The organism is Acidobacteriota bacterium, assembly GCA_019347945.1.
In the GTDB taxonomy this organism is placed as follows: domain Bacteria; phylum Acidobacteriota; class Thermoanaerobaculia; order Gp7-AA8; family JAHWKK01; genus JAHWKK01.
Genome location: JAHWKK010000028.1, coordinates 1 through 17,609 on the forward strand (window position 1 = coordinate 1; position 17,609 = coordinate 17,609).

Genomic DNA, 17,609 nt, shown 5'->3' on the forward strand with positions numbered 1-17,609 from the left:
ATACAGACCTTCGGGTGTGGCGCCGGGGGGGGCTGCCCCACAACCACGCTTTTCTTTCTTGTGTTGGTTTGGTTTTTTCTTTCCCCCGGGGGGGGGGGGGCGGTGATATTCGGAAACATCACGTTTTTGCACCCCCTGCGGGGCTCTCTCTGCCGCATTTTGCATATCCTTCCCCCCCCGACCCCGGATTGCGATGAATTCATGAAGGAAATCTCCTGCAGAGGGTGCGATTCGGCTTTCAGGGCCGCGCTGCCGGATCCGTTCGACAGCCCGGTGAGAGCGGTCTGCCCGGTCTGCTCGCATCAGATGATCCTGCGGCCCGGCAGGGGAAGGAAATCGCTCAGGGCGGTCATCGCCGACGAGTCGAGACCGTTTCGGGATTTCCTCGTCGAACAGCTGTCAACCCTTGGCTTCGATACGCTCTGCGTCGAGGACGGGAGGGAAGCCCTAGATCAGATCCGGTTGCTGCAGGCAGACCTGGCGATCGTCAATGTATATCTGAGGAGCATGCTCGGTGTGGAGATATCGGAAGAGATTCGCGCGGACCGAAATCTGGACCATACGCGGGTGATTCTCATCGGCGCGCTCTTCAGGGCCAATCGATTTCGTGCAAACCCGACGAGTCTTTACGGAGCGGATGAATACATCGAGGACCAGGTTCCCGTTCAGGAGCTGCAGAAGATCATCCGGAAGGTGGTCCCCGCCGCGGGCGGAGGTGGCCAGATCGAGATTACAGATAATCGCGAAGAGGAAGCGAGGCGTCTCGCGCGGTTGATCCTCTCCGACATCGTGATCTACAACTCGGACAAGGCGTTCCGGGGAATCCGGGATGGAAACTTCGAGGAAATTCTTCGCGACGAGATCAGCGAGGGACGCGAATATTTTCTGGCGAGGATCGGACCGGGAGGGAGGATCGACGGCGCGATCTTCGATGACACGATCGAACAGTTCGTCCGCATGAAGCGGGAGGAGTTGAGCGAGGCCACATCCGCATGACACCGGAGGAGCTGGCTGAGAAGGTGAGATCGGACGACGCCGATGTGCGCCAGGAGGCCGCCGTCACTCTCGCCCATGAGGTGTCGAATCTCTCTCTGATGTTCGAGATGATGGGGGATTCCGACTGGCGCGTGCGGAAAACGATCGTCGACGGGTTGGTCAGAAGGGCGAACGATCGGATCATCGAAGGACTCCTCGGCGCGCTGCGAGACGGGACCAACGCCGGGCGCCGCAACTCGGCAACCGAAGCTCTCATTCGGATCGGTCCCAGGAGCGGATCGAAGATCATCGCGACGCTGGCGGAAGAGAGAGATCCGGACGTGAGGCTCTCACTCGTGAATCTCCTCGGGGATCTGCGAAGTGACGAGGCGTACGACGAGCTGATCCGGCTGGCGGGCGAGGAGCAGGATGTCAATATCGTGTCGGGAATCGCGACGGCGATCGGTCGCTACCAGCGCCCGGAGGCTGTACCGATTCTGACGGCCATGTTGAAACGGGACGACCCGTGGGTCCAGTTCCATCTGATCGAAGCCCTCGGTGAGATCGAGGACAGGAACGCGCTCCCCCACATTCTCCCGCTGTACTCGAAGCAGGCGCTGCGGAAACCAATTCTCGAGGCTGTCGGCCGGATCGCGGACGTGGGGACGATCAATTTTCTCCTTCGGATCATCTCCGAAGAGAGCAAGCTCAACCTGACGGCGCTTCGATCGCTCGTGGCGATTGCCGACGCGGACAAGCCACGCGTGATGAAAGCCGCCGAGCGGGAGCTGATCCAGCGGCGGCTGGAGCAGTCTTTTCCGGCGGACAAGGTGGAGCCGCTGATCGCACACCTCCGCTCGACGCCCAAGAGGGAGGTCAAGGCCTTCATTCTCCGAGTTCTCGCATGGTCGGGAGATGTGCGTGCGGTTCCGGTACTGATCGAAATGATGAGGGAGGCCGAGCTGGCCGAGGTGGCGGCGTCGGGGCTGATCGACATCGGCCCGTCGGCAGCGGAGGCGGTTCTGATCGAGCTGAAAAATACTCTGGATGCGGATCAGACGATTCTTCTTTTGCGGATCGCGGCGCGGATTGCGGGAGACCGGCTGCTCTCGGCGGTGCTTCCGTCGCTCGAGCATCCCAGCCCTGACGTGCGAAAGACGGCGGTGGAGGTCCTCACAGAGCGGGCCGATCCGAAGGCCATCGACTATCTGATCGCGCGACTCGACGACGAGAACGTCGGCGTGCAACAGGCGGTCGTCAACGCGCTCACCGCGCTCGCCGCATCTGCTCCTGCCGCGAAACCGGCGATGCTCGGAAAATTGAGAAAACTGCTCGATTCGCGATCGCTCGCCGAGAGACTCAACTCACTCCACGTATTCGTCAACATCGAGGGGGAGGGTTTCCCGGACGAACTGCTCGCAGCGTCCCGCAACCGCGATCCGCAGATCCGGGAAAAGGCGGTTTCGCTGATGGGCCGGTTTCACGAGGAGAGATTCGCGGATCAGCTCGTCCTGCTCCTGACCGACGAGGCGACACCGGTCAGACTCGCGGCGATCCGTTCGATCGTCAGGATGCGACCGGAAGGCGGATTGGCCCCACTCGTCAGCTCGCTCGGTGATCCGGAGATCTGGATCAGGACGGCGGCGGCGCAGGCGCTCGGTGAATACCATGCCGTCGAAGCGGTCGCACCTCTGATCGACCGCCTCCGCTCCGACATTCCTCCCGTGAAGATCGCGGTGCTGGAAGCTCTCGGAAAGCTCGACCATCCCGATTCGCATGCGGCGCTGGCGAGCGCGATCGACTCGGAGGACCCGGAAGTTCAGCGAGCAGCGCTTCTGTCTCTGGCGCGGGTTCCGGGAGAGAAGGTGACTCGGATTCTGCTGGACTCTCTGGAAAGTGACGACTGGCGACACCGAGCAGCCGCGGCGAACGCCCTCGGGCATCGCGCAAGTCACGAGGCGACCGGGCGTCTCGAGCAGCTCCTCGCGTCGGACCCGGACCCCTTCGTCCGTCAGACCATCGTGCAGGCTCTGGACCGAATCGGCAGACCGGAATCGTTTCCCGCGCTCCTTCAGGCTCTGGACGATCCTGCCATCGTCGATGAGGTCAGCGATGCATTCGTGCGACATGGAGAGCGCTGGAGAGAGGCGCTCGAAGAGGCGTGGCGGACAGCTGACGCGAGAAGAGAGCCGGTGATCGCGGCGATCCTCGCGGCGATGAAGAACGCAAAGGGAGAGGAGGAAGCCGCCGACGCGTCGTCCCCATGACTCTCAGGCCTCCAGATTTTTCGCTGAATCACCATATGGAGCTTCCGGACGATGTTTTTCGAAAACTCCGCCAGACGATCTACGAGAAGAGTGGCCTTTGGTTCAGTGACAACAACAAGTATCTGCTTCAGAAGCGTCTGAGCACACGGGCCCGTCAGCTCAACTTCGACAGCTTCCAGAAATACTTCTACTTTCTTGCCTACGACCCGGCGGCAGCCCAGGAGTTCGACCGGGTTTTCGAACTGGTCACGACGAACGAGACCTATTTTTTCCGCGAATCTCACCAGCTGGATGCGTTCATCCACGAGATCGTTCCGGAGATGAAAGCGGGTGTGGCTCGGGGAAGAAAGATGAGAGTGTGGTCGGCCGGCTGCTCGTCCGGCGAGGAGGCCTACACGATCGCGATGTTGCTCGACCTGCACGGCTGGTATGACAAAGGAGAGTTCGAGGTCTTCGGAAGCGACCTTAGCCAGACGATGCTTTCCAAAGCGAGGACGGGAGTCTACCGCGCTACCTCGTTTCGATCCACGCCTCCCGAGTTGAAGGCGCGCTACTTCGAGGACGTCGCGAATGAATCTTGGAGGGTTCGCGACGAGATCCGCAACCGTGTTTCGTTCGGGCGGCTGAATCTCTACGAGTCGAACCGGGTAGCGCTGCTCGGAGCTCTCGACGTGATCTTCTGCCGTAACGTGATCATCTATTTCAATGAGAGCTCGAAAAAAGTAGTCATTTCCAATCTTCGGGACCGGCTCATCGATGGAGGGTACCTGCTGCTGGGGCACTCGGAATCGCTGATCGCGCTCTCGACGCAGTTCAAGCTCCGCCATCTGAAGCACGACATGGTCTATCAGAAATAGAGATGATTCGCGCTCTGGTCGTCGATGATTCCGCGTTCAATCGGGTCACTCTGACTCGAATGCTCGAGTCGTCCGTGCACATCGATGTGGCCGGTGTGGCGGTACACGGCGAGGATGCGATCAAGCAGACGCTCCGCCTCGAGCCGGATGTCATCACGCTCGATCTCGAAATGCCGGTGATGGACGGGTTCGCGTTTCTCCGCTGGCTGATGGCAAATCGTCCGACGCCCGTGATCGTGGTCTCATCGAGGGCCAGCGACCGGAGTGTCTTCAAGGCTCTGGAACTGGGCGCGATCGATTTCATCGCCAAGCCGGGAGGAGCCGTTTCGCCCAGGCTCTACGAGATTCAGCAGGATCTGCTTTCGAAGGTCGAAGACATCCGGTCGGTCAGGCTCGAGAATGCAGGACGCCATTTCGAGCCGACTGGCGATCGCGAGAAGTTTCTTCCGGGCCCGCTCTGCATCGATCTGGTGGCCATCGGCTGCTCCACCGGAGGGCCGCCGGCTCTTCAGACCATCTTCGAGTCGCTTCCCCATATGGAAGTCCCCATCGTCGTGGCCCAGCACATGCCGCCGGTGTTCACCGGAATTTTCGCCGAGCGGCTCGACCGGCTGACGTCCTACGTCGTCAGAGAAGCTGTCGACGGAGAGAAGGTCGAGAGCGGCGTCGTTTACATCGCCCCGGGGGGAATGCAGACTGAGCTCGACTCCGAAGACGGGGCGCTGAGGCTGCGAATGCGCGAGCGATACTCGAAGGAGCTCTACGCCCCGTCGGTCGATAAGCTTTTCGCCAGCGCTGCTCGAGTCCTGGGGAGCCGGATGCTCTCGGTCCTCCTCACCGGTATGGGGGACGACGGGGCCCTTGGGATGCTGGAAGTGCGAAAAGCAGGGGGGCTGACCGTGGCGGAGGCGCCGACCACCGCGATCATCTTCGGGATGCCCGGCGCGGCGATTCGAGTCGGCGCGGTCCAGCAGATCATTCCACTCGACAGAATCGCGGCGGGAATCGCCGGAATTTGCACCCGAACCTGAGAAAGGCTCCTTTTTGTGTATGATTCCTCCGGGCGGGCGACAGACATGAGCGACGATACACATCGGAGAGCCGAGTCTTTCCTCGAGCTTTTCAACAAGGGCAAGGAATTCACTGAGGAACTGCTTCAGGAAAACCAGCGTCTTCGGTATCGACTTGCGGCACTCGAAACCGACGACGGAACCCATGTGCCTGAAATCGAGCGGCTGCGCCAGCAGATCGAGCGCCTGACGGCCGAGAATGCGAAGATCCAGGCTCATTTCGAAAAGGTCGAGAGCGAGAATCGCGACTTCGCCGAGCGTTACGTGGAAGTCGAGGAACAGAACAACAACCTCGCGAATCTCTATGTCGCCAGCTATCAGCTTCACTCCACGCTCGATTTTCGGGAAGTGATCCAGATCGTTCAGGAGATCGTGATCAATCTCGTCGGAGCCGAGGTCTTCGCCGTTCTTCTGCGGGACGAGAAAACCGACGAGCTGAAGGCGATTGCGAGTGAGGGGACGACCGTCCTGCCGGAAATGAAGGATCTGACCGTGACGATGGGCCGTGGCGTCCTGGGAAAAGTGCTCGAATCGGGCGAGAGCCACTTTGGTAATCCCGAGGATCGCGACCCGCAGATCGATCAACCGATCGCGGCGGTACCGCTCAAGATCAAGGATCACGTGATCGGACTCATCGTCATTTACAGGCTGCTTCAGCAGAAGGACGATTTCACCGCGGTCGATTACGAGTTGTTTTCGCTGCTGGCGGCGCACTCGGCCACGGCCATCTATTCTTCGAAGCTCTACTCCACTTCCGAGAGGAAGCTGAGCACGATTCAGGGATTCCTGGATCTTCTGACCACCAACTGAGGTAAGCGTGTAAATGGATAACCAGACGACCTTTCTGATTGTCGAGGATTCGCCGACGATGCGCCAGCTGATCTCGTTTTCGCTGAAGCGATTTCGGGGAGCGAAGATCATCGAGGCCGTCGACGGCGTGGACGCGCTGAAGAAGCTCTCGGGCGAGAAGGTCGACCTCATCCTGACCGACATCAACATGCCCGTGATGGACGGGCTGAAGCTGGTCGCGCTGGTACGTCAGAACGAACAGATGAAGGGCATTCCGATCGTGATCATCACGACCGAGGGGGCGGAGGAGGATCGGGAGCGCGGCCTCGCGCTCGGAGCGAATGCTTACATCTCGAAGCCGATCCAGTCATCGCATCTGATCAAGACCATTGGCGAGCTTCTGCCCGCCTGATTCGCGATACGAGCGGCGGCGGCTTTCGCCATTTCTCGCTCCCCACTCCGGATCGCTGTCGAAATTCGATCGCCCTCCTCGGGCTTCGTGTGTATGGATGGCAAACCGCAAGCTCGCTCTCGCGACCAACGTCGGCGACGATTTTTTCGTCGACGAGTCCTGCATTGACTGCGATACGTGCCGCAGTGTCGCGCCTTCGGTGTTTTCTCGGGTCGGGGATCAGTCCGCCGTCGTGCGACAGCCGGTGACCGCCGAGGAATTCACCGCGGCGGGGAAGGCAGCCGTGGCATGTCCTACATCCTCGATCGGAGCGCGGAGTGTCGCCGCCATAAGGCAGGGGGCAGAGAGCTTCCCGGACCCGATCGATGGTGACGTCTTTTTCTGCGGATACACTTCCGAGAGCTCGTTCGGCGCCCACAGCTATTTCGTTCGTCACGACGACGGCAACTTCATGGTCGACTCTCCCCGGTTCTCGTCGCTGCTCGCGAACCGGCTGCAGAGAATGGGAGGTGTCCGGACCCTCTTTCTCACCCATCGCGACGACGTTGCCGATCACCATCGTTACCACGAGACCTTCGACTGCAAGCGGATCATTCACGAGTGGGATGCGGTCGGGACGATCTCGGAACCGGAGCGAGCGATTCGCGGTCTCGAACCGGTCGAGCTCGCGCCGGGACTGCTGGCGATCCCTGTTCCGGGACACACCCGTGGAAGCGTCGTCTATCTCTGGAAAAACTATCTCTTCACGGGAGATCATCTGGCGTGGAGCGAGCGGCTCGGACACCTCTACGCTTTCCGGTCCGCTTGCTGGTACTCCTGGTCCGCACAGCTCGATTCGATGCAGCGGCTTCTGGACTATCGATTCGAATGGGTCCTGCCGGGCCACGGGAGGAGAGTCCATCTGGAGGGTCGGGCGATGCGGGAATCACTCGAGCGATGCGTCGCGTGGATGCGCCGCAGGTGAGAGCGGCGAGCGGGATCGCCCGTCGCGGCGGAAATGAATTCAGGCTGGGGTCGACGCCGAATGCGCTACAGGATGACTTTCTGAACGAAGTAGGCCTGCCAGGTGATTCGCTTCTCGACCAGATTGTCGGCATCCTGCCGGGTCATCTCGAATTTACCGGCAGAGCCTCCCGTGAGCGTCGCCATCAGCAGATGGACCTTCGAGATCTCCGGTGTGCGATCGATCAGAACCGACGTCGCCGAGATTGCCTTGAAGACATCGTCCTCGGAGTTTGCCGAGAGACGAACGGTCAATTCGTCGGGCCCTTCCTGAGTGATGCTGGCGCCGAAAAGGCCCATGTTCTCGTAGGCGCGCTGGAATCGATTCAGGATCCCGCGATCGAGCTCCGGAAACGCCGGGGCACTCACCGATGGATCTGTCGGCGCTTCTCCGGACGATCCTCTGGGGCGGATTCGGACCCTCGAGCCGAGGGGCGTTTCGTTGTTCTGAGGTTGGGCGGGTGCCCGTTCGGTGGTGATCAGGCGGGCATCTCCGAGGCCGAGGGCGTTCTGCTTCTCGGTGGTTTCCACGTCGATCAGTCGCGGATCGAAGGAGAGGGTGGTTCCGTTCTCCAGGGTGACGATCGCCTGGCCGTTCCGGACCTCCCACTTCTTGGTGGCCTTGTACACCGTCCCGTCCTTCATGAAGATGGTGTAGGTAGCGAACAGAGGCATCGCGAACAGCGACAAAACGGCGGCGAGAATGAGTTTCTTCATCAGAAAAGCCCTCCTGGGGGTTTCGGACGATTCTAACAGCGGAGGATCCAATTGGATTTCGCGAGACGGATCCCGGCGTTCGCGGTAAGATTGATGGCGCACTGCCCGAGCCGGGCGGCGCCCCTGGAGGATTCAGATGCTAGTCGTGATGGATGTATCGGCCGATCAGAAGCAGATCGATGCCGTCATTGCTCAGATCGAGAAGCTCGGCCTGCGCGCACATCCGATGCCGGGAGCGCAGCGAACTGCGATCGGAATCACGGGTAACCAGGGGACGGTCCACTCGCAGGCGCTGGAGAATCTCCCGGGAGTTCGGGAGGTCATCCGGGTTTCCCAGGCCTATAAGCTGGTGAGCCGGGAGACCAAACCGGACGATACGGTCGTCAGGATCGGGAACATCGGCGTCGGGGGAGCCCCGTTCGTGGTGATTGCCGGGCCGTGTGCCATCGAGTCGCGCGACCAGGCGCGAAGGGTGGCGGAGGCGGTCCGGAGGGCAGGCGCCCAGATGTTCCGCGGTGGAGCGTTCAAGCCGAGAACATCTCCCTACTCCTTTCAGGGACTCGGAGAGCGTGGGCTGGAAATCCTGGCGGAGTGCCGTGAGGAGTTCGATCTTCCCGTGATCACCGAGGCGGTGGATCTCGAGAGCCTGAAGCTGGTCGAACAGTACGCCGACGTCATTCAGATCGGCGCCCGGAACATGCAGAACTTCTCGCTATTGCGCGCTGCGGGTCGGATGTCGAAGCCCGTCCTGCTGAAGCGGGGTATGTCGGCGACGCTCGAGGAGTTTTTCCTCTCCGCGGAGTACATCCTTTCCGAGGGGAACTTCAACGTCATCCTGTGTGAGCGGGGGGTGCGCACGTTCGCCGACCATACCCGCAACACTCTCGACCTCTCGGTCGTCCCGGCCATCGAACGGATCAGCCATCTTCCGGTGATCGTCGATCCCTCGCACGGAACGGGCAAGAGGACGAAGGTCCGCCCGATGTCGCGAGCGGGGATTGCGGTCGGGGCCGATGGACTGATCATCGAGGTGCACGACCGCCCGGATCAGGCGCTGTCGGACGGGCCGCAGTCGATCGTTCCGGAGGAGCTGGAACAGCTCATGAAGGAGATCAGGCAGATCGGAGAAGTAATCGGGCGGCCCCTCCATCCGACTGTTCCGGCCGGAGCGACCGCCTGAGCCGAAATTCGCGATCTTGAGGGTCGCGTTAACGCTTTGTAACGGTGACGTAATCGCTCTCGGACCGTTTCTATGGTCTGATAAGCGATGGAAAACCAAGCCCTGCGGGGCGCCGGGCTGCGCTCGGTTTGATGGTCGGGAGACCGGGAGATACGAGGTCGATGAGGCACTGGACGCTCGCACTACTCGGAGTCGCAATGGTGGTTCCTTCCGGAACCGCTGGTGCGGCCGCCACGGGTGAGGGGGGGATGAAAGTGCTCGGCCGGGTGATCTCGGCCTCGTCGCCGGTACCGGAGGCTCTGGTCATCGCGCTGAGCCTGACCGACTCCATCTCGTTTCGATCGGGTACGGATTCCGACGGTGCGTATCAGCTTCCGGAGCTTCCGCGCGGAATCTACCGGGTGCTGGCGGTGAAGCGAGGTTTCGCGCCGGCCATGGCGACGATCGTTCCGAACCGCCCGAATCACTCGATCAACTTCAATTTGCGGACCGAGGCTTCGCTCTCGGCGAGCGAGCGGGAGGAGATCTGGAAGATCAGACGGTCCATTCCGTCCGACATCCTTCGCGAGCTCGAGATGGAAGCTGCTCCGGCCGTGGCGGAGGAGGCTGGCCGTGATTCGTCGCTGAGCGGTGCTCTCCATTCGCTGTCGGGCATCGGTTCGGAAGCGAGTGGAAACTGGACCCAGACAGCGGTCGGGATCCGGGGAAGCGTCGACGGTTGGGCGGTCGGATTGAACGGGCGGCTCGCCTCGTCCGAGGAGCGAGTCACTGGCGAAGGCCCGGTCTCGCCCGGATTCGAAAATTCGACGGTCGCGATGAGGATCGAGTCGACCGGCGATTCGGTCTACGAGATCAGAACCAACCGCGCCCGATGGTTCGAGCCGACCGCAATGGATGCCGAAGTCTCGGTCAATACCCACAGCCTCGGATGGCGCGGAGAGCAATCGGAAGTCGAGATTCGCTATCTGGATCACCAGAATGTCCTTTCGAACGACTCGCGCGCTCAGATCGCGCTCGAGGGTGGAACGCGACTGATTGACAGGAAGTCGTTCGACGTCGGTGTCGCGTTCAAGATCGAGCAGTTCGAGGGATCCGGTGCGTTGCGCTACGAGGTCGCCGAGCTCGCCACAACGGCCCAACAGAAGATTGGCGAAGCAGTGAGTGTCGCGTACGGACTTCGCGGGCGCTACAGCGACATCGGAACGCAGTGGGTTCCGGAGACGAGCGCCAGAATCGAGCTCGGTAATCAGAGCTCGATCGTCGTTTCGGGCCACTACAAGGTGTATCAGGACGATCAGGAAATACTCACGTTGCCCGCAATTCTCTACTTCGACGACAAAACCTCCACGTATCCCCGTTATCGCTATGCGTTCGGAATGATTTTCGGCAGCGAAGAAGATTTCGTCAGCGCGATCGCGAGCGTAGCCGAGATCGACTCCAGGACACGGATGTTCTTCAATCAGCGGTTTGACGGCAGAGCGGACGGGCTCTGGCTGGACGACGGCGATGTGACCCGTGATCTGACAGTGACGATGCGGCGATTGCTCGCGGGCCGGCTTGCGCTCGAAGTCGCATCGACCGCCGGAGAGGCGAGCGGCGTTTCGAAAGAGCCGAGCAAGTACCTCACGGGCTCGGTTCAGTCTCTGTATCGGCCGTGGGGCACCTCACTCGATCTGGCCTATCGGTACATCGAACATGGAGCGATCAGCGATGCCGGCCTGCTGGAAAACGAGCGGCTCGCGTTCCGGATGGGGCAGTCGCTGTGGTTGCCGCTCGATCTGAAGGTGCTTCTGGGGATCGACTTCATTCGCGACGGTCTGACTGATTCCGACATCTCGAACGGGGCCGATATCGTGCAGACCCGTCTCGTCGGAGGCCTTTCGCTCGCTTTCTGAGGATGCCGGGAGGGCGGCGTCAGTCTTCGTCCGATTCCTCGATCGTGATCTGCCCAACGATTCTTTCGACCCTCAGAGACATCCCCTTGCTGACGACGATCTGCTTCAGGTAGTTCAGTGAGGTGATTGCGGCGGGGAGACCGGACATCGCGGTCGGAATACCCGCGAGTCTGCCGACGAGCTGGATCGTCTTGTCGACGTTGGTGTACTCGCCCGAAGAGAGATCGCGGCCGGTTTCCCAGTAGTAATCGAGAATGAGCGTGTAAATGTCGTTCACGAGATCCCGGAAGCGCATCTCGGTGCCCCACGCGAAGCATTGGCCCGCGCGAATATTGGTGAGGAACTCATCGAGCGAGCCGGCTTTGCTCACCGTGAAGACTTTGGCGACGTGTTTGAGGGTATGCGCGTCGGAACCACCGACCATCGCAATGGTACGGCCCCGGTTCCTGATCTTGCTTGCAAGCTCGTGAACCGTAGCGTTGTGAATCGAGGCCATCGCCCCGTTCATGACTTCGTAGATGTCGAACATCTCGATCATCTCGTCGATGTAACGGGTGGCTACGGATTTCATCCGATAGTTCTGGAACAGGTGATTAACCCCGAACAGGATGTCCTCGGATTTCATCCATCGAACGAGCTCGCGGATGTCCGGTCTGAGGCGCTGGATCTCGTCGTGCTGGGCTTCGGTGATGTTCCATGCTCCGATGTGAACTCTCTGCCCGGTCTCGGGAAAGTAGGTCTCGACCTCTTCCGAAATGAAGAAGTCGTCGAGATCGGGGTATTTGTCCAGGAGGTAGAGGGCACCGTCGATGCTGTCGTGATCGGTCAGGGTCACGTAAGACATTCCGCGAGCTTTCGCCGCCCGATAGACGTCTTCCGGAGGCGTGTAGCAGTCCCGGGTGTTCGCGCGCCGGAAGTACTTGAAAACCGAATATCGGCTGTGGCAGTGAAGATCTGCCTTTTTCCAGGATGAGTCATCCATGAAATCCTGGGAGTCGGGGGTTTTCATCTCGGTTCGTTCGGCGAAGGTCATTTCGTATAACCTTCGGCTAACCATACCCTTTGGGTCGAATGGCGTTCAAGTAGGAAAGCGATGGTCACGAAGAAAGAGAAGCGCGACAGGAGCCTGAAGGAATGGCTGGAGACGGAGGTTCCGTCACGGCTCCCGGCTCTTCCTCTGATCTCCACCGTGCTGTTTCCCGGCGGAGTGGTCTCGCTGACCGTCGCGATCCCGCGAAATGTTGAACTGATCCGGTCGCTCTCGGAGGAGCCTGCCTTCATCGCGGTATTTCCGCAGAAGACCGGGGATCGGGAAGAGCCGACGGCGGAAGACCTGAGCCGGATCGGGGTGCTCGCGACAGTGGTGCAGAAGCTGCCGCTCGCCGAAGATCGCTATCAGGTCTTCCTTCAGGGACGGCAGAGGATCGAGCGGGTGGAGGTGACGAGAACCGAGCCCCATTTCGAAGTCGAGCTGAGGGACGTTCCACCGCTGAAGTCGCATCTGGCGGAGGCGAAGAATCTGATGGAGCGATCGATGCTCCTCTTCGCTCGCCTGGCCGAGACCGATTCCCGCTACAACCAGGAGTTGCTCGAGGTGCTTCAGTCGAACATGGCGGAGGGTCCGGATCTTTACGCGGATCTGCTGGCGACGCTGGTGCCGGAGCTTCCGCTCGAGTTCCGTCAGGAGCTGCTCGAGGCGGTCAATCCCGCCGACAGAATTCAGCGTCTTCTCGCGAGGATGGAGGAGGACTACGCCCACGCCCAGACCGACCAGGAGCTGCAGAAGAAGGTGAACCTCTCGTTCAGACGGCATGAACGAGAAAGCTACCTTCGCGAGCAGATGAAGGCGATTCAGGCCGAGCTCGGCGAAACGAGTGTGGCCGAGGCCGACGAGTATGCGAGAAAGATCGAGAACCTGGGGTTGCCGGAGGAATCAGAGGACTCGCTTCTCCGCGAGGTCGCCCGGCTGAGAATACTCTCGCCCGCTTCGTCCGATTACGCGGTCATACGAGGGCATCTCGATCTCGTGATGGAGATGCCGTGGGGCAACTCGACGCCCACAGGCATCGACCTGGAGGAAGCGGGGACGATTCTCGATGCGCGACATCACAGCATCGAGGAGGTCAAGGACCGTGTTCTCGAGTATCTGGCAGTCCTCAAGCTGACCTCGGAAATCCGCGGTCCCGTGCTCTGCTTCGCCGGTCCGCCGGGAGTGGGGAAGACGTCTCTCGGCCAGGCCATTGCGGATGCGATGGGGCGGAAATTCGTCCGGTTTTCCGTTGGCGGAATGACTGACGAATCAGAGATTCGAGGGCATCGAAAGACCTACATTGGAGCGATGCCGGGGAAGATCGTTCAGAGCTACATCCAGGTCGGCGTGAACAATCCGTTGATCATGATCGACGAGATCGACAAGATCGGCAAGGATTTCCGGGGAGACCCCGCTGCCGCGCTTCTCGAGGTCCTCGATCCCGAGCAGAATCACGCGTTTCTCGATCGTTACCTCGAGATCCCGTTCGATCTTTCGCGTACCGTTTTCATTGCGACGGCGAATCACGTCGCGTCGATTCCCGGCCCGCTGAAGGACCGGATGGAGATCATTCAGCTGCCGGGATACACACCGATGGAGAAGCTGGTGATCGCCCGGGAACATCTGCTTCCGCGCCTCCTGAAGGATCATGGCCTGGAGGCCGAGCGGGTCACGTTCGACGAGGGCACGGTCGTCAATATCATTTCGGAGTACACCGCCGAGGCCGGCGTGCGGCATCTCGAGCGTCAGTTGGCCGCCGTCATCCGAAAGATCGCCCGGAAAGTAGCCACCGACCAGAAACCCGACTTCACGGTAGACATGGCCGATATCGCCGAATATCTGGGTCCTCCGAAGTACGAGCACGAGTTCGCGGGAAGGGAGCCCGAGATCGGTGTGACCACCGGTCTGGCGTGGACGTCGTACGGTGGGGAGATCATGTTCATCGAAGCAACCATGATGCCGGGATCCGGCAGAATCATCGTGACGGGGCACCTCGGTGAAGTGATGAGGGAGTCGGTCCAGGCGGCTCATTCGTACGTTCGTTCGAAGGCGGACGAGCTCGAGATTCATCCGTCGCGGTTTCAGGATTTCGACTTCCACGTCCATTTTCCGGCGGGTGCGATTCCGAAGGACGGCCCGTCCGCCGGCGTCGCCGTCGCGACGACGATCGTTTCGGTGGCGGGAGAGAAGCCGGTCAGACACGATGTCGCGATGACCGGTGAGATCACTCTTCGTGGGAAGGTTCTGTCGGTGGGAGGCATCCGCGAGAAAGTGCTGGCGGCTCACCGCGCGAAGCTGAAGACGGTGATTCTCGCCGAGGGGAACCGGAAGGATCTGCACGAAGTGCCTCTCGAGGTTCAGACGGATCTCGAGTTCGTCTTCGTAGAGCGGGTCGAGCAGGTATGGGAAAAAGCTCTGATCCCGCTGTATCTGGTGAAGGACCGAGGCCGACGGTTCGACATGGAGGAGTTCCGAGCGGACATCCCCGAAAAGGGTCCCCGGTGAAACGGGCTGTGAGGTGGCTGGGCCACCTGGCGTTCGTCGGTCTTCTATTCGTCGCGATGGGGGCGAGTGCCTACTTTACCTTCCGGGTTTTCGTCAGAGGAGAGTCCGTGGTGACCCCTGCGGTCACCGGACGTTCTCTGGCCGAGGCCAGGGCGATGGCCTCGGATCTCGGAGTCGAATATGTCGTTGATGAGTCCCGGGCCCGATATTCCGACCAGATTCCTGCCGATCACGTGGTGTGGCAGAGTCGGCCGGCGGGTTCCTCGATCAAGCGAGGATCACGGCTGATGGTCGGCAGGAGTCTCGGCCCGATCGTAGCGACCGTCCCCGACGTGACCGGAGCCACTGCGCGTGCGGCCCTGATGGAGCTCAACGACCGGAATCTCACGCTCCGTCACGTCTCGACGATCGACTGGCCGAACGATCCGGGAGTCCTCGCGACGGTGCCGCGGGTCGGCAGCGCGGTGAGGCGCCAGACGGAAGTCTCGATTCTTGTCTCGACCGGTGAGTCGCGACAGCGGTTCGTGATGCCCGATCTGATCGACAGAAACGCCGATCGGGTTCGACGCACGCTGGAGGCTGCTGGCTTCGAGGTGGCTCCGTTCCGGTACGAGAGCTATCCCGGAATCGAGGACGGCACAGTCATCCGGCAGGCTCCAACGCCCGGTTATCCGGTCTCGCTGGACGACATCATTACGCTGACGATCAGCAGAGACGATCCCGATTCGATCGAGGATCAGGGATCAATCGACTTCGGGAGGTCGCAATGAGCAGCGTCCGGATCGCTCCATCCCTTCTCTCATCCGACTTCGCCCGGCTCGCTGAGGCGATCGCGATGATCGAGGAAAGTGGCGCAGAGATCGTTCACCTCGACGTCATGGACGGTCACTTCGTGCCGAATCTGACGATCGGGCCCCCGGTGGTGAAAGCGCTTCGGAAGGAGACCGATCTGACGTTCGACACCCACCTCATGGTTTCCGAGCCGCAGGCGTGGATTCCGGGATTTCTCGATGCGGGAGCCGACATGATCTCCATCCACGTCGAGGCGGACCGGCATCTTCATCGGGGGCTGTCGATGATTCGCGACGGTGGAGCAAAGGCGGGCGTGGCGATCAACCCGGGAACGGCGGTGGAAAGCGTCTCCGAGGTCCTGGAGCTGACCGACTATCTGCTGATCATGACGGTGAATCCCGGCTTCGGCGGACAGCGGTTCATCGAGCGGGGTGTTGGAAAGATCGGACGTGCGAAGTCGATGATCGAGTCTGCAGGAGTGCCGTGCGATATCGAGGTAGATGGCGGGATCGACGTCACGACGGCACCGCGGGTCGTTGCGGCCGGCGCCGGGATTCTGGTCGCCGGCTCGGCAATTTTCGGCACGTCCGATCCCGTTGGAGCGGTTCGGGCGCTACGACAGGCGGCCGCCGGGCCGGTGGCCTGAATGGAGGAGTTTTTGAGGAAGTCGTTGAATCTCAGTCTGATTCTGATCGGGGCCTTTGCAATGGTCGCGTTGCCATCCTGCAACCGGAATCGAACATTGGAGCCGGTCCTGATCAATCCGGCGTTTCTGAATCTCACGAAGGAAGAGGTTTTCGAACAAGGGGAGGAATTGCTCGGACAGAGGAAGTTCGCGCGGGCTCGCGAGCATTTCGCTCACGTTTATGAAAACTTTCCCAACGACCCGCTCGGGCGGCGGAGCCTTCTGGCGATCGCGGACACCTACTTCGAGCAGGGCGGCGAGATCAATCTGATCGAGGCCCAGTACAAGTACCGCGACTTTCTCAATCGCTACCCCGGCAGCGAGATGGCCGACTACGCCACACTCCAGATTGCGCTCGTTGCGCACAAGCAGATGGAGCGTCCCGACCGGGATCAGGAGAAAACGTACGAGGCAGCGGCCAAGCTGCGCGACATGATCGCGCTCTACCCCAACAGCTCGTATCGCGCTCTCGCGGAGGAGAAGCTCGCCGAGGCCAACGATCGCCTGGCGGAGCACGAGCACATCGTCGCACGGTTCTACATGAACCGTGGGAGCTGGAACGCGGCAGTCGAGCGACTCAACGGTCTGATCGACGACTACCCTACATATACCCGGCGTGACGAGGTTTTCTTCGATCTGGCGGAAGCCCTGACGGGACTTGGAAGAACCGGTGAAGCCCGTCTCTATCTGGAGCGTGTTCTCAGCGAGTTCCCTGACAGCGATCTCGCCGAAGATGCGAGGAGAAGGCTCGCGGAGCTGACGACGTGAACCTGCGGGCAGTTCTGCTCGGAGTGCTCGTCACATCGGCGTGTGGCACCGCGAGCCCGCCCGAACCGGCGGTTCCGCCCCCTTCGGCCCCGGTTGTTGCGACTGATCCTCGAGTCGGCGAGCTCGAAACGACGATTCGGGAGCTGACCGATCGCATGGAAGTCATGCAGGCACGGCTCGAAGCGATGGAAGACGTCGTTCAATCGACTCGATCGGTTCAGCAGAACCCCTCGTCTCCGGCAGCCAGGACGGAAGTCGAGCGCACCACGACTCGCCAGGCGGCGGTCGTCGATGCGAGCAATTCGTACAGAGAAGCTCAGATCATGTTCGGCCGCGGACAGATCGAAAACGCGCGCACCGCCTTCGAGCAGGTCTTCCGGACCGATCCGGTGGGCGACCTGGCCGACAATGCGCTCTACTGGATTGGTGAAACGTATTTCGTGATGGGGCAGTATCGCTCGGCAATCCGCGTCTACGACAGGATCGTCCGCGACTTCAGTAATCAGAACAAGGCGCCGGATGCGATGCTCAGAAAGGGACAGGCACTCGTGAAACTGGGCGACCTCGCCCTCGCGCGCGAGGTTTTTAGTGAGCTCGTCGATCGCTATTCGTGGAGCCCCGCGGCAAGCGCTGCCGAGGGCGAGCTGGTTCGAATAAGGTATTGA

The 17,609-nt window shown here is 60.9% G+C and carries 16 protein-coding genes; 14 read left to right on the forward strand and 2 right to left on the reverse strand.

Annotated features, from left to right (window positions below; genetic code table 11):
* The first annotated feature begins 201 nt into the window (after positions 1-201).
* The 7 genes from KY459_14510 to KY459_14540 all read left to right on the forward strand — a co-directional run bounded on the left by KY459_14510 (position 202) and on the right by KY459_14540 (position 7,334).
* Positions 202-996 (forward strand): response regulator, encoded by a 795-nt coding sequence (locus KY459_14510; protein MBW3565921.1) that lies wholly within the window; start codon positions 202-204, stop codon positions 994-996.
* A 23-nt stretch (positions 997-1,019) separates the two neighbouring features.
* On the forward strand, positions 1,020-3,242 hold the full coding sequence (locus KY459_14515; GenBank protein ID MBW3565922.1) for a HEAT repeat domain-containing protein: 2,223 nt from the start codon (positions 1,020-1,022) through the stop codon (positions 3,240-3,242).
* 35 nt (positions 3,243-3,277) lie between these two features.
* Positions 3,278-4,099, forward strand: a complete 822-nt coding sequence (locus KY459_14520; protein MBW3565923.1) for a protein-glutamate O-methyltransferase CheR — start codon at positions 3,278-3,280, stop codon at positions 4,097-4,099.
* A 2-nt stretch (positions 4,100-4,101) separates the two neighbouring features.
* Positions 4,102-5,130, forward strand: coding sequence for a chemotaxis-specific protein-glutamate methyltransferase CheB (cheB, locus tag KY459_14525; GenBank protein ID MBW3565924.1), 1,029 nt, complete (start codon positions 4,102-4,104; stop codon positions 5,128-5,130).
* Positions 5,131-5,175: 45 nt separating this feature from the next.
* A complete protein-coding gene (locus tag KY459_14530) occupies positions 5,176-5,979 on the forward strand; it encodes a GAF domain-containing protein (protein ID MBW3565925.1) in 804 nt (267 codons plus the stop codon).
* Positions 5,980-5,992: 13 nt separating this feature from the next.
* Positions 5,993-6,370: a response regulator gene (locus KY459_14535; GenBank protein ID MBW3565926.1), complete on the forward strand. Its 378-nt coding sequence runs from the start codon at positions 5,993-5,995 to the stop codon at positions 6,368-6,370.
* A gap of 97 nt (positions 6,371-6,467) precedes the next feature.
* A complete protein-coding gene (locus KY459_14540) occupies positions 6,468-7,334 on the forward strand; it encodes an MBL fold metallo-hydrolase (GenBank protein MBW3565927.1) in 867 nt (288 codons plus the stop codon).
* A gap of 65 nt (positions 7,335-7,399) precedes the next feature.
* Here the strand turns inward: KY459_14540 and KY459_14545 are convergent, their stop codons facing one another.
* The gene (locus KY459_14545; GenBank protein ID MBW3565928.1) at positions 7,400-8,089 is read right to left on the reverse strand and encodes a hypothetical protein; all 690 of its coding nucleotides are present in this window, start codon (positions 8,087-8,089) and stop codon (positions 7,400-7,402) included.
* Positions 8,090-8,225: 136 nt separating this feature from the next.
* Here KY459_14545 and aroF point away from each other — a divergent pair, with 136 nt between their 5' ends.
* Positions 8,226-9,269: a 3-deoxy-7-phosphoheptulonate synthase gene (aroF, locus tag KY459_14550; GenBank protein ID MBW3565929.1), complete on the forward strand. Its 1,044-nt coding sequence runs from the start codon at positions 8,226-8,228 to the stop codon at positions 9,267-9,269.
* A 161-nt stretch (positions 9,270-9,430) separates the two neighbouring features.
* The gene (locus tag KY459_14555) at positions 9,431-11,164 is read left to right on the forward strand and encodes a carboxypeptidase-like regulatory domain-containing protein (protein MBW3565930.1); all 1,734 of its coding nucleotides are present in this window, start codon (positions 9,431-9,433) and stop codon (positions 11,162-11,164) included.
* Positions 11,165-11,183: 19 nt separating this feature from the next.
* On the opposite strand, the gene KY459_14560 is transcribed toward KY459_14555, so the two are convergent.
* Positions 11,184-12,197 carry a hypothetical protein gene (locus KY459_14560; GenBank protein MBW3565931.1) on the reverse strand — a complete coding sequence of 338 codons (1,014 nt, stop codon included), beginning with the start codon at positions 12,195-12,197 and terminating at the stop codon, positions 11,184-11,186.
* 60 nt (positions 12,198-12,257) lie between these two features.
* Between KY459_14560 and lon the strand changes: the two genes are divergently transcribed.
* From lon to KY459_14585, 5 genes are read left to right on the forward strand one after another with little or no spacing between them, the layout of a single operon-like run.
* On the forward strand, positions 12,258-14,699 hold the full coding sequence (gene lon, locus KY459_14565; protein MBW3565932.1) for an endopeptidase La: 2,442 nt from the start codon (positions 12,258-12,260) through the stop codon (positions 14,697-14,699).
* Complete coding sequence (locus tag KY459_14570) at positions 14,696-15,469, forward strand: PASTA domain-containing protein (protein ID MBW3565933.1); 774 nt, start codon at positions 14,696-14,698, stop codon at positions 15,467-15,469. Before lon ends, KY459_14570 begins: the two co-directional genes overlap by 4 nt.
* Positions 15,466-16,137, forward strand: a complete 672-nt coding sequence (gene rpe, locus KY459_14575; GenBank protein MBW3565934.1) for a ribulose-phosphate 3-epimerase — start codon at positions 15,466-15,468, stop codon at positions 16,135-16,137. The genes KY459_14570 and rpe overlap by 4 nt, the downstream gene beginning before the upstream one ends.
* 24 nt (positions 16,138-16,161) lie before the next feature.
* Complete coding sequence (bamD, locus tag KY459_14580) at positions 16,162-16,944, forward strand: outer membrane protein assembly factor BamD (GenBank protein ID MBW3565935.1); 783 nt, start codon at positions 16,162-16,164, stop codon at positions 16,942-16,944.
* Positions 16,941-17,609 carry a tetratricopeptide repeat protein gene (locus KY459_14585; GenBank protein MBW3565936.1) on the forward strand — a complete coding sequence of 223 codons (669 nt, stop codon included), beginning with the start codon at positions 16,941-16,943 and terminating at the stop codon, positions 17,607-17,609. Before bamD ends, KY459_14585 begins: the two co-directional genes overlap by 4 nt.

Bases quoted from the DNA above. Each gene is read 5' to 3' on its own strand.
- KY459_14510 (MBW3565921.1), top strand. From the start codon at position 202: ATGAAGGAAATCTCCTGCAGAGGGTGCGATTCGGCTTTCAGGGCCGCG.
- KY459_14520 (MBW3565923.1), top strand. From the start codon at position 3,278: ATGGAGCTTCCGGACGATGTTTTTCGAAAACTCCGCCAGACGATCTAC.
- cheB (MBW3565924.1), top strand. From the start codon at position 4,102: ATGATTCGCGCTCTGGTCGTCGATGATTCCGCGTTCAATCGGGTCACT.
- KY459_14530 (MBW3565925.1), top strand. From the start codon at position 5,176: ATGAGCGACGATACACATCGGAGAGCCGAGTCTTTCCTCGAGCTTTTC.
- KY459_14535 (MBW3565926.1), top strand. From the start codon at position 5,993: ATGGATAACCAGACGACCTTTCTGATTGTCGAGGATTCGCCGACGATG.
- KY459_14540 (MBW3565927.1), top strand. From the start codon at position 6,468: ATGGCAAACCGCAAGCTCGCTCTCGCGACCAACGTCGGCGACGATTTT.
- KY459_14545 (MBW3565928.1), bottom strand. From the start codon at position 8,089: ATGAAGAAACTCATTCTCGCCGCCGTTTTGTCGCTGTTCGCGATGCCT.
- aroF (MBW3565929.1), top strand. From the start codon at position 8,226: ATGCTAGTCGTGATGGATGTATCGGCCGATCAGAAGCAGATCGATGCC.
- KY459_14555 (MBW3565930.1), top strand. From the start codon at position 9,431: ATGAGGCACTGGACGCTCGCACTACTCGGAGTCGCAATGGTGGTTCCT.
- KY459_14560 (MBW3565931.1), bottom strand. From the start codon at position 12,197: ATGACCTTCGCCGAACGAACCGAGATGAAAACCCCCGACTCCCAGGAT.
- lon (MBW3565932.1), top strand. From the start codon at position 12,258: ATGGTCACGAAGAAAGAGAAGCGCGACAGGAGCCTGAAGGAATGGCTG.
- rpe (MBW3565934.1), top strand. From the start codon at position 15,466: ATGAGCAGCGTCCGGATCGCTCCATCCCTTCTCTCATCCGACTTCGCC.